This window comes from Microcoleus sp. MON1_C1 (assembly GCF_036701945.1).
Taxonomy (GTDB): Bacteria; Cyanobacteriota; Cyanobacteriia; order Cyanobacteriales; family Microcoleaceae; genus Microcoleus.
Genome location: NZ_JAUBRO010000008.1, coordinates 1 through 15,819, shown reverse-complemented (window position 1 = coordinate 15,819; position 15,819 = coordinate 1). Strand labels below are relative to the sequence as shown.

Annotated in this window: 21 protein-coding genes and 1 pseudogene; 17 read left to right on the top strand and 5 right to left on the bottom strand. The window is 46.7% G+C overall.

The features are described from left to right. Window positions 1–119: 119 nt before the first annotated feature. The 11 genes from infA to prfA all read left to right on the top strand — a co-directional run bounded on the left by infA (window position 120) and on the right by prfA (window position 7,188). The gene (infA, locus tag QUA62_RS06300; protein WP_006276978.1) at window positions 120–344 is read left to right on the top strand and encodes a translation initiation factor IF-1; all 225 of its coding nucleotides are present in this window, start codon (window positions 120–122) and stop codon (window positions 342–344) included. 368 nt (window positions 345–712) lie between these two features. Continuing rightward, window positions 713–826 (top strand): 50S ribosomal protein L36, encoded by a 114-nt coding sequence (gene rpmJ / locus QUA62_RS06295; RefSeq protein ID WP_015178722.1) that lies wholly within the window; start codon window positions 713–715, stop codon window positions 824–826. An 83-nt stretch (window positions 827–909) separates the two neighbouring features. Continuing rightward, window positions 910–1,293 (top strand): 30S ribosomal protein S13, encoded by a 384-nt coding sequence (rpsM, locus tag QUA62_RS06290; RefSeq protein ID WP_006634981.1) that lies wholly within the window; start codon window positions 910–912, stop codon window positions 1,291–1,293. Between the two features lie 84 nt (window positions 1,294–1,377). Beyond that, window positions 1,378–1,776, top strand: coding sequence for a 30S ribosomal protein S11 (rpsK, locus tag QUA62_RS06285; RefSeq protein WP_006634980.1), 399 nt, complete (start codon window positions 1,378–1,380; stop codon window positions 1,774–1,776). Between the two features lie 174 nt (window positions 1,777–1,950). After that, window positions 1,951–2,895, top strand: coding sequence for a DNA-directed RNA polymerase subunit alpha (locus tag QUA62_RS06280; protein ID WP_332958426.1), 945 nt, complete (start codon window positions 1,951–1,953; stop codon window positions 2,893–2,895). A 125-nt stretch (window positions 2,896–3,020) separates the two neighbouring features. Then, window positions 3,021–3,371 (top strand): 50S ribosomal protein L17, encoded by a 351-nt coding sequence (rplQ, locus tag QUA62_RS06275; protein ID WP_333174645.1) that lies wholly within the window; start codon window positions 3,021–3,023, stop codon window positions 3,369–3,371. Between the two features lie 29 nt (window positions 3,372–3,400). Next, entirely contained in the window at window positions 3,401–4,243 is an 843-nt protein-coding gene (truA, locus tag QUA62_RS06270) for a tRNA pseudouridine(38-40) synthase TruA (protein WP_333403088.1), read from the top strand. Between the two features lie 139 nt (window positions 4,244–4,382). After that, window positions 4,383–4,838, top strand: a complete 456-nt coding sequence (gene rplM / locus QUA62_RS06265; RefSeq protein WP_015178725.1) for a 50S ribosomal protein L13 — start codon at window positions 4,383–4,385, stop codon at window positions 4,836–4,838. Further along, window positions 4,838–5,251, top strand: coding sequence for a 30S ribosomal protein S9 (rpsI, locus tag QUA62_RS06260; RefSeq protein ID WP_006634975.1), 414 nt, complete (start codon window positions 4,838–4,840; stop codon window positions 5,249–5,251). The genes rplM and rpsI overlap by 1 nt, the downstream gene beginning before the upstream one ends. A 194-nt stretch (window positions 5,252–5,445) precedes the next feature. Then, complete coding sequence (gene rpmE, locus QUA62_RS06255) at window positions 5,446–5,754, top strand: 50S ribosomal protein L31 (RefSeq protein WP_006634974.1); 309 nt, start codon at window positions 5,446–5,448, stop codon at window positions 5,752–5,754. Between the two features lie 339 nt (window positions 5,755–6,093). Further along, window positions 6,094–7,188, top strand: a complete 1,095-nt coding sequence (gene prfA / locus QUA62_RS06250) for a peptide chain release factor 1 (protein WP_333403086.1) — start codon at window positions 6,094–6,096, stop codon at window positions 7,186–7,188. 15 nt (window positions 7,189–7,203) lie between these two features. On the opposite strand, the gene QUA62_RS06245 is transcribed toward prfA, so the two are convergent. Continuing rightward, complete coding sequence (locus QUA62_RS06245) at window positions 7,204–7,752, bottom strand: hypothetical protein (protein WP_333403085.1); 549 nt, start codon at window positions 7,750–7,752, stop codon at window positions 7,204–7,206. A 27-nt stretch (window positions 7,753–7,779) separates the two neighbouring features. Here QUA62_RS06245 and QUA62_RS06240 point away from each other — a divergent pair, with 27 nt between their 5' ends. Further along, entirely contained in the window at window positions 7,780–8,136 is a 357-nt protein-coding gene (locus tag QUA62_RS06240; RefSeq protein ID WP_333403083.1) for a helix-turn-helix domain-containing protein, read from the top strand. Window positions 8,137–8,285: 149 nt separating this feature from the next. Then, window positions 8,286–8,654, top strand: a complete 369-nt coding sequence (locus QUA62_RS06235; RefSeq protein ID WP_333403081.1) for a helix-turn-helix transcriptional regulator — start codon at window positions 8,286–8,288, stop codon at window positions 8,652–8,654. 232 nt (window positions 8,655–8,886) lie between these two features. On the opposite strand, the gene QUA62_RS06230 is transcribed toward QUA62_RS06235, so the two are convergent. Continuing rightward, window positions 8,887–9,696, bottom strand: coding sequence for a pentapeptide repeat-containing protein (locus QUA62_RS06230; protein ID WP_333403078.1), 810 nt, complete (start codon window positions 9,694–9,696; stop codon window positions 8,887–8,889). 230 nt (window positions 9,697–9,926) lie between these two features. Between QUA62_RS06230 and QUA62_RS06225 the strand changes: the two genes are divergently transcribed. The 3 genes from QUA62_RS06225 to QUA62_RS06215 all read left to right on the top strand — a co-directional run bounded on the left by QUA62_RS06225 (window position 9,927) and on the right by QUA62_RS06215 (window position 11,470). Continuing rightward, the gene (locus QUA62_RS06225; RefSeq protein WP_333403076.1) at window positions 9,927–10,238 is read left to right on the top strand and encodes a hypothetical protein; all 312 of its coding nucleotides are present in this window, start codon (window positions 9,927–9,929) and stop codon (window positions 10,236–10,238) included. Between the two features lie 79 nt (window positions 10,239–10,317). Continuing rightward, entirely contained in the window at window positions 10,318–10,581 is a 264-nt protein-coding gene (locus QUA62_RS06220) for a hypothetical protein (protein ID WP_333403074.1), read from the top strand. A gap of 88 nt (window positions 10,582–10,669) precedes the next feature. Next, the gene (locus tag QUA62_RS06215; RefSeq protein ID WP_333403072.1) at window positions 10,670–11,470 is read left to right on the top strand and encodes a GUN4 domain-containing protein; all 801 of its coding nucleotides are present in this window, start codon (window positions 10,670–10,672) and stop codon (window positions 11,468–11,470) included. Window positions 11,471–11,679: 209 nt separating this feature from the next. On the opposite strand, the gene QUA62_RS06210 is transcribed toward QUA62_RS06215, so the two are convergent. Then, a complete protein-coding gene (locus tag QUA62_RS06210) occupies window positions 11,680–12,048 on the bottom strand; it encodes a XisI protein (RefSeq protein WP_333403070.1) in 369 nt (122 codons plus the stop codon). Window positions 12,049–12,056: 8 nt separating this feature from the next. Beyond that, window positions 12,057–12,451 (bottom strand): annotated as a pseudogene (locus QUA62_RS06205) (element excision factor XisH family protein). 335 nt (window positions 12,452–12,786) lie between these two features. Here QUA62_RS06205 and QUA62_RS06200 point away from each other — a divergent pair. Further along, complete coding sequence (locus QUA62_RS06200) at window positions 12,787–14,487, top strand: ABC-F family ATP-binding cassette domain-containing protein (protein ID WP_333403068.1); 1,701 nt, start codon at window positions 12,787–12,789, stop codon at window positions 14,485–14,487. A gap of 202 nt (window positions 14,488–14,689) precedes the next feature. Here QUA62_RS06200 and QUA62_RS06195 read toward each other — a convergent pair whose 3' ends face one another. Further along, window positions 14,690–15,607 (bottom strand): fructosamine kinase family protein, encoded by a 918-nt coding sequence (locus tag QUA62_RS06195; protein ID WP_333403066.1) that lies wholly within the window; start codon window positions 15,605–15,607, stop codon window positions 14,690–14,692. Window positions 15,608–15,819: the final 212 nt, after the last annotated feature.

The window sequence follows — 15,819 nt, the reverse complement described above, 5'->3', positions numbered from 1 at the left end:
GATAAAGTCGCCCGAATTCTTCCCCGCTTTCCCGTTTGACTCCTACCAGTAAATAGGTTTTGAGGCAAATAGCGGGACACTCCTAGTTAATCAAATGTAGAGTTGAGGTAAATACCAAATTGTCTAAGCAAGATTTAATTGAAATGGAAGGGACAGTGACGGAATCCCTGCCCAATGCGATGTTTCGCGTTGACCTAGATAATGGGTTTAACGTGCTAGCTCACATTTCCGGCAAGATCCGCCGCAACTACATCAAAATTCTGCCTGGCGATCGCGTCAAAGTCGAATTGACTCCCTACGACTTGACCAAAGGCAGGATTACTTATCGCCTTCGGAAAAAATAGGCTTAGATAAAACTTTCTAAAAACTAATTCTAAGTTTAATTTAGAGAGAATTTGGTAAAAAGCTTCAAATTTATGCTATAATGCTACGTTTGTAGTGTTGCCGAGAAGGGCGTCAACAACCCAGCGGTGTACCGGGTTAAGTCATTGTTACACCGTAAAAGTATCGCTCGCCCACACTCTGGCGCAGGCGAACTTTACCCAGCAATGGGACTGGGTGCAAGCGGGCTCCTTCATGAAACAACCCGCACTTTATACAATTTAATCGAGGAGAGGCCTACACCTTGCCCAGCCTCTCCTCCCACCGCTCTACGGGCAGTCCCAGCGTGCCTGCTCTCCGGTAGAGCGGGGTTCTCCAGGCAGGAAGAAAGATGAAAGTTCGAGCATCTGTCAAAAAAATTTGTGAGAAATGTCGCGTCATCCGCCGTCGCGGTCGAGTGATGGTGATATGCACTAACCCGAAACACAAACAGCGCCAAGGTTAGAAAAAAAGAAGATTGGGCACTGCACGCAGGTGCATCCTAATTGAACATTGTAGCCAAACAGGAAAACTAGGGAGAGAAAAAGTGTGGCACGGATTGCCGGGGTAGACCTTCCACGCGATAAGCGCGTCGAAATAGGTCTGACATACATTTACGGAATAGGCTTGTCGCGAGCCCAAAAAATTATCGCTGCAACAGGCGTAAATCCTGACACTCGCGTCAAGGATTTAACAGAGGCCGACGTGACAGCTCTGCGGGCTCATGTAGAAACCACATACCAAATCGAAGGAGACCTCCGGCGCTGGGAGTCAATGAACATCAAGCGCCTGATGGACATCGGAACTTATCGCGGTCGGCGTCACCGTTTGGGTCTGCCGGTGCGGGGACAACGAACCCGTACCAACGCCAGAACCCGTCGTGGCGTCCGCCGAACAGTTGCGGGCAAGAAAAAGGCACCTTCCAAGAAGTAACATCTTTTTTGGAAAAATACGCTGGGGGCTGCTGGCTCCTAGCGCTTCGGAACATTAGTTGAGAGAAACGTTAAAGAGACTAATATGGCGCGACAACAAACAGGCAAGAAATCTGGTGCAAAAAAGCAGAAACGGAATGTACCCAATGGGGTAGGCTACATCCAGTCTACCTTTAACAACACGATTGTAACTATTACCGACCTCAACGGCGAAGTGATATCCTGGGCATCGGCAGGTTCCAGCGGTTTTAAAGGAGCTAAGAAGGGAACTCCCTTTGCAGCTCAAACAGCAGCAGAAAGTGCTGCCCGCAGAGCCAACGACCAAGGAATGCGCCAAATAGAAGTAATGGTAAGCGGGCCAGGAGCAGGTCGAGAAACTGCAATTCGGGCGCTGCAAGGGGCGGGACTGGAAATCACCCTGATTAGAGATGTTACCCCAATTCCTCACAACGGCTGTCGCCCTCCCAAGCGGCGTAGAGTCTAAAACGATTTGAGATTTTAGATTTTAGATTTTGGATAATGGCTAACTGCTTAAAGTCAAAAACTAATGGTTCTAACTGTTGCCCCGTCCATCCAAAATCCGAAATCCGTTCAGGGGTATGCTCTGCAATCTAAAATCCAAAATCAAAAATCCAAAGTGGAAAAGGGAGGTCACTCCGTGGCGCAGTTTCAAATTGAATGTATAGAGTCTAACACTGACAAAGACCGCAGTCAGTACGGAAAATTTGTCCTGGAACCGCTCGATCGCGGTCAGGGAACAACTGTTGGGAATGCGCTGAGGCGAGTTCTGCTGTCAAACTTAGAAGGAACGGCAGTAACTTCAGTCCGAATCGCGGGCGTCAATCACGAGTTTGCCACGATCGAAGGGGTACGTGAGGATGTTCTAGAAATTCTCCTGAACATGAAAGAGGTCGTCCTCAAAACTCATTCTCAGCAGCCGCAAATCGGCAGGTTGCGGATTGAGGGCCCTGTCACAGTTACGGCCGATCGCTTCGATTTGCCCTCTGAGGTGGAATTGATCGATCGCTCCCAGTACATTGCAACTCTCTCGCCCGGCTCAGTTCTGGAAATGGAATTCAGAATTGAAAAAGGCATCGGATACCGAGCTGTAGACCGCAGTCGCGATGATGGATCGGCTTTGGATTTTCTCCAAATTGACGCCATCTTTATGCCGATTCGCAGAGTCAACTATAGCGTTGAAGATGCTAGGGTAGGCGGCACGGTCGAGAAAGACCGGCTGATTATGGAAATCTGGACTGATGGCAGCGTGACTCCTCAAGAAGCTTTGAGTCAATCTGCCCACATCCTGGTAGATTTATTTGCACCTCTCAAAGACATCACCCAAGATTCTCTCAAACCAGAGTATCCAGGTGAGGCCGATCCTACCAGCCAAATTCCGATCGAAGAATTGCAGTTGTCCGTCCGGGCTTACAACTGTCTCAAGCGGGCTCAGATCAACTCAGTTGCAGACTTATTGGATTATACCCAAGAAGACTTGCTCGAGATCAAGAATTTCGGGCAGAAGTCCGCAGAAGAAGTGATTGAAGCTTTACAAAAACGCTTGGGCATTACCTTGCCACAAGAAAAATCAGCTAAAAGTTAATCAACGGGTAACGGGTAAAAAAGTTCTGAATTTTAAGTCGGTGAGTTTTTAAGTTAAAGAATTCACCGCTCAAAACTCGCGGACTATCCCGGCGCCCAATTACCAATTACCAATTACCAACTGCCATGCGTCACCGCTGTCGCGTTCCCCAACTCAGCAAACCGGCTGACCAGCGCCGCGCCCTACTGCGCTCGCTGACCACCGAATTAATCCGCCACGGTAAAATCACGACCACTCTCGCCCGCGCCAAAGCGCTGCGCTCAGAGGCGGACAGGATGATTACCCTGGCCAAAGAAGGCTCCTTGGCTGCTCGCCGCCAAGCTATGGGCTATATCTACGATAAACAGTTAGTGCACGCCTTGTTTGAGGCGGCACAAGAACGGTACGGCTCGCGCAACGGCGGCTACACCCGCGTCGTACGAACAGTCCCCCGTCAAGGAGACAATTCCGAAATGGCGATCGTTGAACTGGTTTAATTCAATTTTGGGTTGGAGATTTGTGATTTATGACTGACAATCCAAAATCCCCAATCGAAAATCCCCAATCGATACAGCGCGTTGCTCTGGTGATCCAATACCTCGGCACTAACTTTCACGGTTGGCAGCGACAGCCGAACCAGCGTACAGTACAAGAAGAAATTGAAACAGCAATATCGACTGTTCTGGAACGCCCGGTAACGCTGCACGCTGCCGGGAGAACGGATGCGGGAGTTCACGCCGCTGCTCAAGTAGCCCATTTTGACGCCCAGGGTCCAATTCCAGCTCACCGCTGGGCAAGCGTTCTCAACTCTCGACTGGCAAAAGATATTTTAATTCGAGCTTCGGCAAAGGTGGAACCTACCTGGCACGCTCGGTTCTCAGCCAGTTGGCGGCGCTATCGCTACACCCTTTATACAGACCCGACCCCTAATTTGTTTGTGCGTCCTTTTGCTTGGCACTGCTATCACGCCCCTGTGGATGAATCTTTGATTCAGACAGCTTTGACACCGCTAATCGGGCGGCATCACCTGGCTGCTTTCCACCGTGCGGGTTCTGCCCGCCCCCATTCCTGGGTGGACGTGCAAGCGGCCGAGTGTCAGCGTTCTGGGTCTCTTATCTATATTGAGGTTCAGGCGAGCGGGTTTCTGTACGGGATGATGCGGCTGCTGGTGGGGTTGCTGGTGCAGGTGGGTCGCGGGGAAAGGCCGATCGACAATTTCACAGATATCTGGGTCAACGAACGCCGAGAAATGGTAAAATATGCCGCTCCCGCTCAAGGTTTGTGCCTGCTGCGGGTTGGCTATTCAGAATTTCCCTTTCCCCCAGATGTCTGGTACGACACTCAGCCCAAATTAGTCATTAGTCATTAGTCATTAGTCATTAGTCATTAGTCATTAGGTAACTACTAATAAAAAACTAAGGACAACTAACAATTAAAAACTGACAACTGACAACTGACAACTGACAACTAACAACAGTTAACAGTTAATAGACAACTAACAACAAACAATGAACAAAACTTACGTCCCTACTCAAGACTCCCTAGAGCACAAGTGGTACGTGGTCGATGCCGCCGACCAGCGGCTGGGCCGTCTGGCAACTGAAGTTGCCATGTACCTCCGGGGGAAACACAAACCGACTTACACTCCTTCTATGGATACCGGCGACTTCGTAATAGTCATCAATGCTGACAAAATCGCTGTTACTGGCAAAAAACGCACCCAGAAAATCTACCGCCGCCATTCTGGAAGACCGGGCGGCATGAAAACAGAAACTTTTGCCAAATTGCAAGCACGTTTGCCAGAAAGAATTGTCGAAGAAGCTATACGGGGAATGCTGCCTCACACTTCTCTGGGCAGACAATTGTTTACTAAACTGAAGGTGTACGCTGGCCCCAACCACCCGCACCAAGCTCAAAAACCAGAAGAATTAATTGTTCACACGATTCCGGGAGGAAATGAGTAATGCAAGCAACAGATACATCCGGTCGCGCTGTGTACTGGGGTACCGGCCGCCGCAAGCGTTCCGTAGCGCGGGTGCGCTTGGTTCCCGGCACTGGCATACTGACAGTCAATGGTAAAGAGGGGGATTTGTACCTGCAATTCAACCCTACTTATTTGGCTCTCGCTAAGGCCCCTCTGGAAACTTTGGGTCTGGAAAATGAGTATGACATTTTGGTAAAAGTCGAAGGCGGTGGCTTGACAGGTCAGGCTGACTCGATTCGCTTGGGTGTCGCTAGAGCACTTTGTCAATTAGACCCGGACAACCGCAAGCCTCTGAAGACTGAGGGCTATTTGACTCGCGACCCGCGGGCCAAAGAACGGAAAAAGTACGGTTTGCGGAAAGCTCGCAAGGCTCCTCAATACTCGAAGCGGTAATCGAGGGAAGAAGGAAGAAGAAAGAAAAGGCAAAAATTATCTACCCAGATTTTATCTGCCTTTTTTTGAAGTTTATTTCCGATTCCTGATTCCTGGTTCCAACAGATATAAGGCAAAATTGGTGCTGTTGTTGGTGTACAAGTCCTGCAGCAGCTAAAATGGTTGTAAAGTCAAAAATTAGAGAGTAAAAAACAATGGCAAAAGATGGCATTCACCCTGAGTGGTATCCCGAATCTCAGGTTTATTGCAACGGGGAACTTGTGATGACTGTGGGTTCAACTAGACCAAAGCTTCAAGTTGATGTCTGGTCGGGAAATCATCCTTTTTATACTGGCACTCAGAAGATTATTGATACTGAAGGTCGTGTGGAGCGCTTTATGCGGAAATACGGCATGACGGAGGTAGAAATGCCGAAGGCAGATGCTTCCTCAGGACCGCTGAAAATGGAAGAGCCGAAAGCAGATGCTTCTAAGGCTGCTGGTAAAGGCAAAAAGAAGAAGTAGCCGGATTGTCATTTGTCCGCAGTTTGTTGAGAGTAGTTCTTTCTACTGGCAACTTACCGCCCTCGGATTTTAGATTTTAGATTGAAGACTTGCTACGGCTGGCAGTAGAGTTCGATCGACTAGAGTTCGATCGACATTCTATCCTAACTGCTAAGGAGTTCTAAAATCTAAAATCTAAAATCTAAAATCGATCCGCCCTCGGATGGGAGAGTTTAGATTGAAGACTTGCTACGGCTGGCAGTAGAGTTCGATCGAGATTCTATTCCAACTGTTCTTCAAATCTAAAATCTAAAATCTAAAATCTAAAATCTAAAATCGATTGACAAAGGACAACTGACAATGGCTGAATCTTATTTGCTGGATAAATTGAAGTCGGTAGAGCAAACTTTTAATGAGTTGACTCGCCGCATGGCTGACCCGGATGTAGCTAGGGACAATCAAGAGTTTCAACGGGTAGCGAAAGCTCGATCGTCCTTGGAGGAAGTGGTCGATACTTTTGCTCTGTGGAAAACCACTCAGGAAGATTTGGTGGGCGCGCGACAGGTTCTCAAGGAAGCCGCGGGCGATCGAGATATGCAAGAAATGGCTGCGCTGGAAGTTCAGGAACTTGAGGCGAAGCTGGAGAATTTGGAAAGTCGTTTGAAGGTTTTGCTGCTCCCCCGCGACCCGAACGATGACAAGAATATTATGCTGGAAATTCGGGCGGGTACTGGCGGAGATGAGGCCAGTATTTGGGCTGGAGATTTGCTGCGGCTGTATACCCGTTACGCTCAAACTCAAGGCTGGCAGGTGAAGTTGGTGAGCGAGTCGCTGGCGGAAATGGGTGGCTTTAAAGAGGTAATTCTGGAAATTACAGGCGACAGCGTTTACAGCAAGCTGAAATTTGAGGCTGGGGTACACCGGGTGCAGCGGGTGCCTGTGACTGAAGCTGGCGGCCGGGTGCATACTTCGACGGCGACAATAGCTGTGATGCCGGAGGTTGATGATGTGGAGATTCACATCGATCCAAAGGATATTGAGATGAGTACGGCTCGATCGGGCGGCGCTGGCGGTCAAAACGTGAACAAGGTGGAAACCGCTGCGGATTTGTTTCACAAGCCGACGGGAATTCGGATTTTCTGTACTGAGGAGCGCAGTCAGTTGCAGAATAAGGAGCGGGCGATGCAGATTTTGCGGGCTAAGCTCTATGAGATGAAGTTGCGGGAGCAGCAGGATGAGGTGAAGTCGCGGCGTTTGGCTCAGGTTGGTACTGGTTCGCGATCGGAGAAGATTCGCACTTACAACTATAAGGACAATCGGGCTACCGACCACCGTTTGGGGGAAAATTTCTCGCTCAATAGTGTTTTGGAAGGGGATATTGAGGGGATTATTCAAACTTGCATTTCCCAGGATCAGCAGGAACGTTTGGCTGAGTTGGCTGCTTCTACTAATTGATGGAGTGATGGGGGGCTAGGCGCATTGTTTGCTCAGCCTCAGTTCCCTTGTTACGCGGGAGATATGGTTGAGTAGGGCTTCCCAAATTGCATCGGCGATCGCCACTGGATATTTGAAATGTTCGAGGTCGTATTGTACAATGACTTCTAGGGGTGCTAGGATTTGCTGGTGTCTACAACTGGCAATTGCTGCGATCGCCTCTTGTTGCCATCTGGCAAATAGTCTGTAGCTGAAAAAAGAACTGCATTTTTGTCCTTTTTTGTTCAAGTAAACGACTATTACCTGATGTTGTTTGGGGTAAACTTGCACTATGCGGTTGACGGGCATTCTCAGGGCTTCGGCTGCTTCTTTTTTGGAGATTTGCCAGCACTGGGGTTTTAGCCAACCGGAGGCTGTAAGGCTTTGGCGTGTGTGGCTGGGCTTGTGAGTTTTTAGATTGCGTCTCTTGGTCATTGCTATTTCTCCTAAATCTGTTTTAATTAAAATTAAAGTTTTCAATGTAATTAAAATACTATCTGCTAAATCTTCTCCTGTCAAGCAAGACAGGTAAATTTGTTGGTACACAAGTAAACTAGGAATTGTGGTTATCTCGTGGCTGATATCGTGGACGCAGAAGCTAAGAAAAAACTGAGTGAGGTGGTTAAATTAGCGCGGGGCTCGATGAGTCTGACTGCTTTTGGCAAGCTGTTGGGGGTTTCTGCGGCTTCTGTCTTGTATTGGGAAAAGGGGCAGGTACTTCCAGATACGAAAAATTTGACTCAGATTGCGACAAGAGCAGGCTTTACGATGGAAGAGCTCATGGCTCATATTGAAGGCAAGCCGGTGCAGGAACCCGTAGATACTAACGATCTGCTTAAAAAAATTCAATGTATGCCGATTAGTGAGTTGGCAGTGATTGGTAGAGCTGTGATGGATAGGCTCGCTGCTGCTGCTGAGTCTTCTGGGTAAGTAGAGTTGATGTAGAGCTATTTAAGGTGCTATTAAAATCATAGTTGTTACTGATTGGTATACTTTTAAGAGTAGCAGCGAGAAGTTTTATTGTCAATAACAAGTGGAAAATTCATAAATTGAGAAGTAAACTTGTTAAATGTGGTTAAGTGGTCACTGCGATTGTGGATGCTGAAGGTAAGAGAAAACTGATCGAGATTGTTAAGTTAGCGCGTGGCGACCTCAGCCAGCGAGCTTTTGGCAAGCTTTTGGGTGTGTCATCGACTGCTGTACAGTTGTGGGAAAAAGGCCAGAGTATCCCGGATACGGAAAATTTGACTCAGATTGCGATTAGAGCTGGTTTCACGCTAGAAGAACTCATAAGTCATCTCGACGGGAAGCCGATGCGGGAACCGATGGATACGAACGATATGCTTAAAAAAATTCAATGTATGCCGATCGCAGATTTGGCGGTAATTGTCCGAGCGGGCGTGGAGCGGCTGGCTAATGCTGCTGAGTCTTCAGGGAAATATAGCTGAGCGGTGTTTGCCCGATCGCCCTTAAAAAATTCCCCCCACTCTATTATCACAAATCGAGTATTTTGTCAAGTCAAAATCTACTTTGTTATGGAGTACGATCGCCCTTATAGACTTACGCACTCCCACAAAGAAACCGGGTTTTTACCTAATCTGTCGGTGACAACGCGTCTTTTCGTAAAAAACCCGGTTTCTCGGCCCCTATACGATCGCCCTTATCAGAAAACCACTCGCCCTATCCGTGACTCAATAAATCTAAAAACTCTTGGACAATGCGATCGGCATCTTCGCAGCACCTTTGGGCGTCGCAATACTGGATGATGCTGATACCGTGAGATGCAAACAGCCGATCGCGCGTTTCATCTTTTTCTGTGTCGGGATGCCATATTTCGAGAATACCCCATTGGCCTTGGTGGAATATGAGAAAATCTGGTTCTTGGTTTTGTCGGCCGGAGGGTGTGGTGAGGCGGGCTTTGGAGTTGGGGAAAAAGAGGGTGTTTGTGCGATCGAGGGCTTCGGCTATTTTTACTTGTTCTTGGCTGTGAAAGCGCCAATCATTCCAGTGATAAATCCGTTCTTTTATGCTCGACAAAATTCCCTCGTTATGTGCGTCTTCAGCCTTAATAATTTCATCTGATGCTGTATGATAATCAGATAGAATTGCACCATGTAAATCTGCTGATGAATCTGATTCACTTAAGTTGGCGAATGATAGTTTTGCTCCGCTTAAGTTAGCACCGCTGAGATTAACTCCAATTACTTGAGTTCGATGTAAAGTCACTTGATGTCGCCGCAAGTATCGTTTTATAACTGCTTTAATATTATTTTTTTTTACTTTTTCGTCAAAAGCTTCTGAGAGTAACTTCCAGAGTTTATAGCCAGCCGCTTTAATATATTCATCATCATATTTAGAAAGTTTAGCAATTTCCTCATAAGACTGTCTGCCTTCCCAGGACTGTTTGAAGATTAGCTCTTGCACGTCGTTTAACTGTTCGTCGTCATCTAGGACTGTTTCGACAATGGCGAGAGCTTCATCCACAGTCATGGGTTAAATCCTCTTAAAGGTAGTGTCCGAGTTCAATTTGTGCTGGCCTGGTTTATGACACTTTGCCCGTGCGCGCAAATTGCTGTGGGTAGATTTTAGCACAATTTCTAAGATGTTGCTACTATTTCTCACTTTTTGTCACTTTTTATCACTGGTCAAGTTAAAGATGAAGCTTTACTATAAATTATGTTTACACATTTCCATTAGCAATACTAACGAAAGAAATTGTCATGGCATATACTGATTGGGATGGACCAAAATATCACAGACAAAACCGTCTATATTATAAATTGGCAACCATCAGGGGAGAAAGGAACATTTTAGAATCTGATGACAAGCTAGGTCTTGAGCCAGATAATCCTGGAATCATGCACGATCACTTTTATACAAAGAATGGTCAATGGTACGTTCAAACTAAGATTGAGAATAAGCATATTTTCGAGGAGAAGATAGCTCCTGGTATATGGGGAGTGGAACAGGCAGATTCTAGTGAATACTTGGATGCCTTGTTCGATGAATTGCAGTCTTTACCTGACTGTTAATCGTGTTGGCGATGTTTAAGTACCAGCAGATGAATCAAATTCATTTGTACAAATTACCAACGCATAGGAGTTGAAAAAAGTGAGTTTACCATACAACCTTGCCGACACAATTCGGAATATTATGGCTACTTTGGCTTTGGCTCAAGGAATTTTATCTCCTTCACAGGTTTCTGATATTCCCAACTCGACAATAATAGCTCAATTTGAAGAGCAAATCGGAATAGCAGATCCGGCAGAAAGAGAGAGAGTAGAAAGGGAACTAAAAAAAGTAAAATCAAGTCAATCGACTATGCTAGAGATAGCTAAAGAAACAGGCTATGGTAGCGGTAATTATGGCGGATAAAGCAATTTTGATTAATTTTTACCAGTAGACACAACCATCAGGGGATTGAGTGGCAATTCCCCTGATTACCTAATCAAGGAAAGTATCAATGTGGATTTTAATTTTAATTGTGCTGGCTGTAGTTGCCTACTTCGTGGTGTCACAAGCATCAAGCAGTAATCAAGCTAGTAAGGCATCAAGTAGGACTCAAGCTAGTAAAGCATCAAGCCAGAATTACACTAATCAAGTAGATTATTCAAATCTTGAAGTAATATCACTTGACAGCAGCGTGTCTATTCACTATAACTACACACACCTTCGTGACCTACTAGCAGAGGGCAAATGGAAAGAAGCTGACAAAGAAACAGGACGGCTGATGCTCGCCGTAGGATATCTAACAGCAGAGAAAAAAGTCCGGGATGGAGAATGGACGCACCTTGACCCGAGGACGGACTGTTTAGATTTCCTACATTTGATGTACTTCCCTTGCGCTGACCTTTGTACTATCGATCGACTTTGGCTTAAATATAGCAATGGTCGCTTTGGATTTAGTATACAAAATCGAATTATGTCAGAAATAGGAGAGGATGCAATATCGTTTATATGTAAATTCAACTCCTCCTATGAGGAAGGTCAGAAAAGGAAGGACTTAAGAAAGAGCTTTGAGCGACGGATAGGATGGTACACTCCTGACAGTAAGGACAGTGCTGGTAGAATGACTCTTGGTTTAAAAACCTATAACGATCTTACTTTTTCAATGCAGGCTCCACATGGACATCTTCCCACGGCGAATTATTGGCAGGAAGGAGCTAGGGGCGATGTTGGGTCATTTGAAACTCAACCGCTGTTTGGTTGTTACGACTTAGTACATCTCTTGAATAGGCTTTCAAGTTGCGGTATTGCTCTGTAGTCAAAACTCTGGTCACATAAACTTATTGACACACTTGTAGAAAACATGAAATTGAGTGACGATCGCCCTTTCACTCCTAAAAGCTAGCACCTCATCACCCCCACCTTTCTACAACCTTCTCCGATCGCCTGCTTTAAAGGTTTTTGAAGTCCGTGAAGCGAAGCTATCCCGTAGGGAATCGCCCTCCGACTCAAATCGCTTCCACTCCATTATACTTTCAAAGATTCTCGCTGCTGCTCCCTAGTAGGCACTCCATAAGCAGTATAAGGTCTAACATCAGGCGGTTGAAGTCCCAAAACAATTGATTCGGCAGGAACTCCCGCTGCAACTAACTCCTCAGCAATCAGGCGATCGGTATTATTTGCTTGAATCCACACCTGACCGTCAATAATATCAATATGAATCACGCAATGGTGAATGCGCTGCTCATTAAACCAACCTATATTTATTAACATATAACGGTCATTTTCCCAATCAAAAATTATTTCATTTTTGGTTCCACTGTCAAAAACTGGAATCTCAGCGTATTCAGTAAGGAGCTGCTTAACAAGTTTGCGATAATTATTTAAGCTCTCCATTGTACTATTTACTCTATTTTTTGGTTAATAATAACCAAATTGAGGCGGTTATTATCTAGCAATATCTGACCCAAATTTTCTCCTTCAACAAGCTCTGTAAAAGCATTTAGTGGAATTGCAAGATACAGTTGTCTTTCTGATTCGGTCCGTTTTAAGATGTCATAGTAAAGAGTATATTGACCCAAAGCTTGGTCTAAATCTGCAATTCTAGACTCTCTGATAAAACTTTTAACTTCAACGGCTATCTTGCGATCGTTGTTCTCAGCAGCTAATAGCTGTTCGGCACCAATATCGATAGGTTTCTCTTCGCCCAAGCCAAGGGATACGGATCGTGGGTAATTGTCCAGCCAGCCTTAATCAGAGCCTGTTTGACAACTTGATGATAAATGTCACTTGCTGGCACGATCGCTCTCTTTTGCTATCGAGGTTGACACTCACTATTATAATGTGCAGAAGTCTCAACCATTATTCGAGAAATTCAATCTGAAACCACACGATCGCCCGATCGCCCCACCCAAATAGTCCTGAACCCATATCGAGGCCAGAAACCGGGTTTCTTCGTATATCTCTAGCTGAGAATCTGCGATTTTTCAGAGAAACCCCGTTTCTTCGCGTAACTCCTACCAAATCAAAATCTGGCAATACCCTAAATATAATTAAAATTTGTTAAGATTAACTCGACCTCAGCGCCGGCATCCCATCCGCCGCTAAACCTGCCCTTCCCCAGTCCCCACAACAATGCTGCGACTCGAACACATCAGTAAAATTTACCCCACAGGCGTCGTACTCAAAGATGTCACCTGGGAAGTCAAGCCAGGCGATCGCATCGGCTTAGTAGGCGTTAACGGTGCCGGCAAATCCACCCAACTCAAAATCATCGCCGGCGAAATCGAACCCACCGCAGGCGAAGTCATTCGCCCCGCCAGCCTCCACATCGCCTACCTCTCCCAAGAATTTGAAGTAGATCCGACTCGCACCGTCAGAGAAGAATTTTGGCGCGCCTTCAGCGAAGCCAACGAAGTGCACGAATCCCTGATGCAAGTGCATCGAGACTTGGAAGCCTCCACCCCAGAAAATCTTGACGAACTGATCCACAAAATGGATCGGCTGCAACGGCAATTTGAAGGCTTAAACGGCTACGGTTTAGAAGCCCAAATCGAGAAAATTCTGCCCGAAATCGGATTTGAACCCGAAGACGGCGATCGATTAGTCAGCGCCTTCAGCGGCGGCTGGCAAATGCGGATGAGTTTGGGCAAAATTCTCCTGCAAAGACCCGACATCCTGCTGTTAGACGAACCTACCAACCACCTCGACTTAGAAACCATCGAATGGCTGGAAGTTTACCTGAAAGGGCTGATAACCCCGATGGTAATCGTATCCCATGACCGGGAATTTCTCGATCGGCTCTGCACCCAAATCGTCGAAACAGAACGCGGCGTTTCCAGCACCTACCTCGGCAACTACTCCTCCTACCTGCTGCAAAAAGCAGAAGCCAGAGAAGCCCAACTCAGCGCTTACGAAAGCCAGCAAAAAGAACTCGAAAAACAGCAAGCATTCGTAGAAAAATTCCGCGCCAGCGCCACTCGCAGCACCCAAGCCAAAAGCCGCGAGAAACAGTTAGACAAAATCGAACGCATCGAAGCGCCCACCGGCGGATTAAAAACTTTGCATTTCCGCTTTCCCCCCGCACCCCGCAGCGGTCGCGAAGTAGCAATAATTGAAGATTTGGTGCACACCTACGGCGAAAAAATCCTATTTTTGGGAGCAGACTTATTAATTGAAAGGGGCGATCGCATAGCCTTTCTCGGCCCCAACGGCGCGGGCAAATCAACCCTGCTGCGACTGATTATGGGTTTAGAAAAGCCTTCTGAAGGTACAGTCAAATTGGGAGGCCACAACGTCATCCCCGGTTACTTTGAACAGAATCAGGCAGAAGCCTTAGATTTGAATAAAAGCGTGATCGAAACCATTCACGACGAAGTACCCGACTGGAAAAATGAAGAAGTTCGGACTTTGTTGGGGCGGTTCTTGTTTACCGGCGAAACAGTATTCAAACAAGTCGGCGCTTTGAGCGGCGGAGAAAAAGCCCGTCTGGCTTTAGCAAAGATGCTGTTGACTCCCGTGAATTTGCTAATTTTGGACGAGCCGACAAATCACCTCGACATTCCGGCGAAAGAGATGATGGAAGAAGCGATTCAGAATTATGACGGTACGGTAATTATCGTTTCGCACGATCGGTATTTCATCTCCCAAGTCGCTAACAAAATTGTCGAGATTCGGGATGGAGAATTTCGCCCTTATTTGGGAGATTACCACTACTATCTCGATAAAATAGCTGAAGAAAAAGAGCTGGCCCAGTTAGCAAAACTCGAAGCTGAAAAAGCCGCTAAAAAAGCGGAAAAAGAAGCAAAGAAAAAAGCGGCTGCTAAGCAAAAATAGACCCACTGGTCTCAACAACTAGGTGAAGCCTTCAGTCCGGCAGGGGTTTAAACCCCTGCCTCAAAGCTTAAGTCGTCTTCGGACGAGTGTTAAACTCCGACCCTCGGATAGAGACGAATGCACGCTTTGCTTCGCCCTCGACCGATGCCACAGTGCCAAGACTTCATTTTTGACTTAATCGAATCCAGCTACTACGTAAATTTTAACCCAAAATTCGATTAATCATCTGATTCGCCTGGGACTCGTAACTCCCGCCAAACAAATTAAAATGATTCAAAATGTGATAGAGATTATATAAAGTTTTCCGCCGCTCGTAGCCTCCATCCAACGGCAAAACCTGATTATATCCCCGATAAAAATGCGCCGAAAACCCGCCAAATAACTCCGTCATCGCGATATCAACTTCTCTATCTCCAAAATACGCAGCCGGGTCAAAAATTACCGGTTCCCCCGCAGATGTTAGCCCTGCATTCCCCCCCCACAAATCCCCGTGAACCAGCGAAGGTTGCGGTTCATAACCTGCTAACAACTCAGGAATTACCTCTAATAAACGTTCCCCTTGCGGAAAATGACCACCCCGACGCCTCGCCAATTTTAACTGATAACCAATCCGATGTTCGGCCCAAAATTCTGCCCAATTTGCCGTCCAATTATTAATTTGCACAGTTGAGCCGATCGTATTATTAATATCCCAACCAAAACAGTCCCTCAAAAGGGGAGGATTAGACTCTTCTCTCCCTCTTAGCGAGGGGGGGCTGGGGGGGGTATATTTGTGCATTTCGGCGAGTTTGCCCCCCATTTCTTCCCAAGCTCTCTCGCCCCCGCGTCCTCCCAAATCCAACCATTCCAACACAATATAAGCTGAATTCCCCTCAATTCCCCAGCAAATCGGCTCAGGTACTCGAATCGTCTGGGTTGTCAGCATTTGCTGCAAACCCAGGGCCTCAGCTTCAAACATCGCAACTTGGGAAGCTTGATTGATTTTCGCGAAGTAAGTGCGGGAACTGCTGCTGATAGCATAGCCTTGATTGATGCAGCCGCCGCTGACTGAACGGCGGTTGTCTATCGAAAATGTTTCTCCGGTTGCTTCACAGATGTGCGCGGCAATTTGGTCCCACATAGTATCAAATCGTTGTGAGGGCGATCGGAATTACTTTAACAGGTATAGCAACTTAAAACTTAATTAGCAAAAACACCACAGATCCTATCTATACAGATAGGATCTGTGGTGTAAATAACGTTCCAGGCATAGAGGTATTGTCGAGGGGGAGTGAGGGGGCAAATATATGAGGCACCTGGGGGTTTAACAAGCGAGCTGGGGATGGTATGGGG

What these genes read in the sequence shown, in the direction of transcription:
- rpmJ (WP_015178722.1), top strand. Translation starts at nt 713, where the DNA reads ATGAAAGTTCGAGCATCTGTCAAAAAAATTTGTGAGAAATGTCGCGTC.
- rpsK (WP_006634980.1), top strand. Translation starts at nt 1,378, where the DNA reads ATGGCGCGACAACAAACAGGCAAGAAATCTGGTGCAAAAAAGCAGAAA.
- rplQ (WP_333174645.1), top strand. Translation starts at nt 3,021, where the DNA reads ATGCGTCACCGCTGTCGCGTTCCCCAACTCAGCAAACCGGCTGACCAG.
- truA (WP_333403088.1), top strand. Translation starts at nt 3,401, where the DNA reads ATGACTGACAATCCAAAATCCCCAATCGAAAATCCCCAATCGATACAG.
- rplM (WP_015178725.1), top strand. Translation starts at nt 4,383, where the DNA reads ATGAACAAAACTTACGTCCCTACTCAAGACTCCCTAGAGCACAAGTGG.
- rpsI (WP_006634975.1), top strand. Translation starts at nt 4,838, where the DNA reads ATGCAAGCAACAGATACATCCGGTCGCGCTGTGTACTGGGGTACCGGC.
- rpmE (WP_006634974.1), top strand. Translation starts at nt 5,446, where the DNA reads ATGGCAAAAGATGGCATTCACCCTGAGTGGTATCCCGAATCTCAGGTT.
- prfA (WP_333403086.1), top strand. Translation starts at nt 6,094, where the DNA reads ATGGCTGAATCTTATTTGCTGGATAAATTGAAGTCGGTAGAGCAAACT.
- QUA62_RS06230 (WP_333403078.1), bottom strand. Translation starts at nt 9,696, where the DNA reads ATGACTGTGGATGAAGCTCTCGCCATTGTCGAAACAGTCCTAGATGAC.
- QUA62_RS06225 (WP_333403076.1), top strand. Translation starts at nt 9,927, where the DNA reads ATGGCATATACTGATTGGGATGGACCAAAATATCACAGACAAAACCGT.
- QUA62_RS06215 (WP_333403072.1), top strand. Translation starts at nt 10,670, where the DNA reads ATGTGGATTTTAATTTTAATTGTGCTGGCTGTAGTTGCCTACTTCGTG.
- QUA62_RS06210 (WP_333403070.1), bottom strand. Translation starts at nt 12,048, where the DNA reads ATGGAGAGCTTAAATAATTATCGCAAACTTGTTAAGCAGCTCCTTACT.
- QUA62_RS06200 (WP_333403068.1), top strand. Translation starts at nt 12,787, where the DNA reads ATGCTGCGACTCGAACACATCAGTAAAATTTACCCCACAGGCGTCGTA.
- QUA62_RS06195 (WP_333403066.1), bottom strand. Translation starts at nt 15,607, where the DNA reads ATGTGGGACCAAATTGCCGCGCACATCTGTGAAGCAACCGGAGAAACA.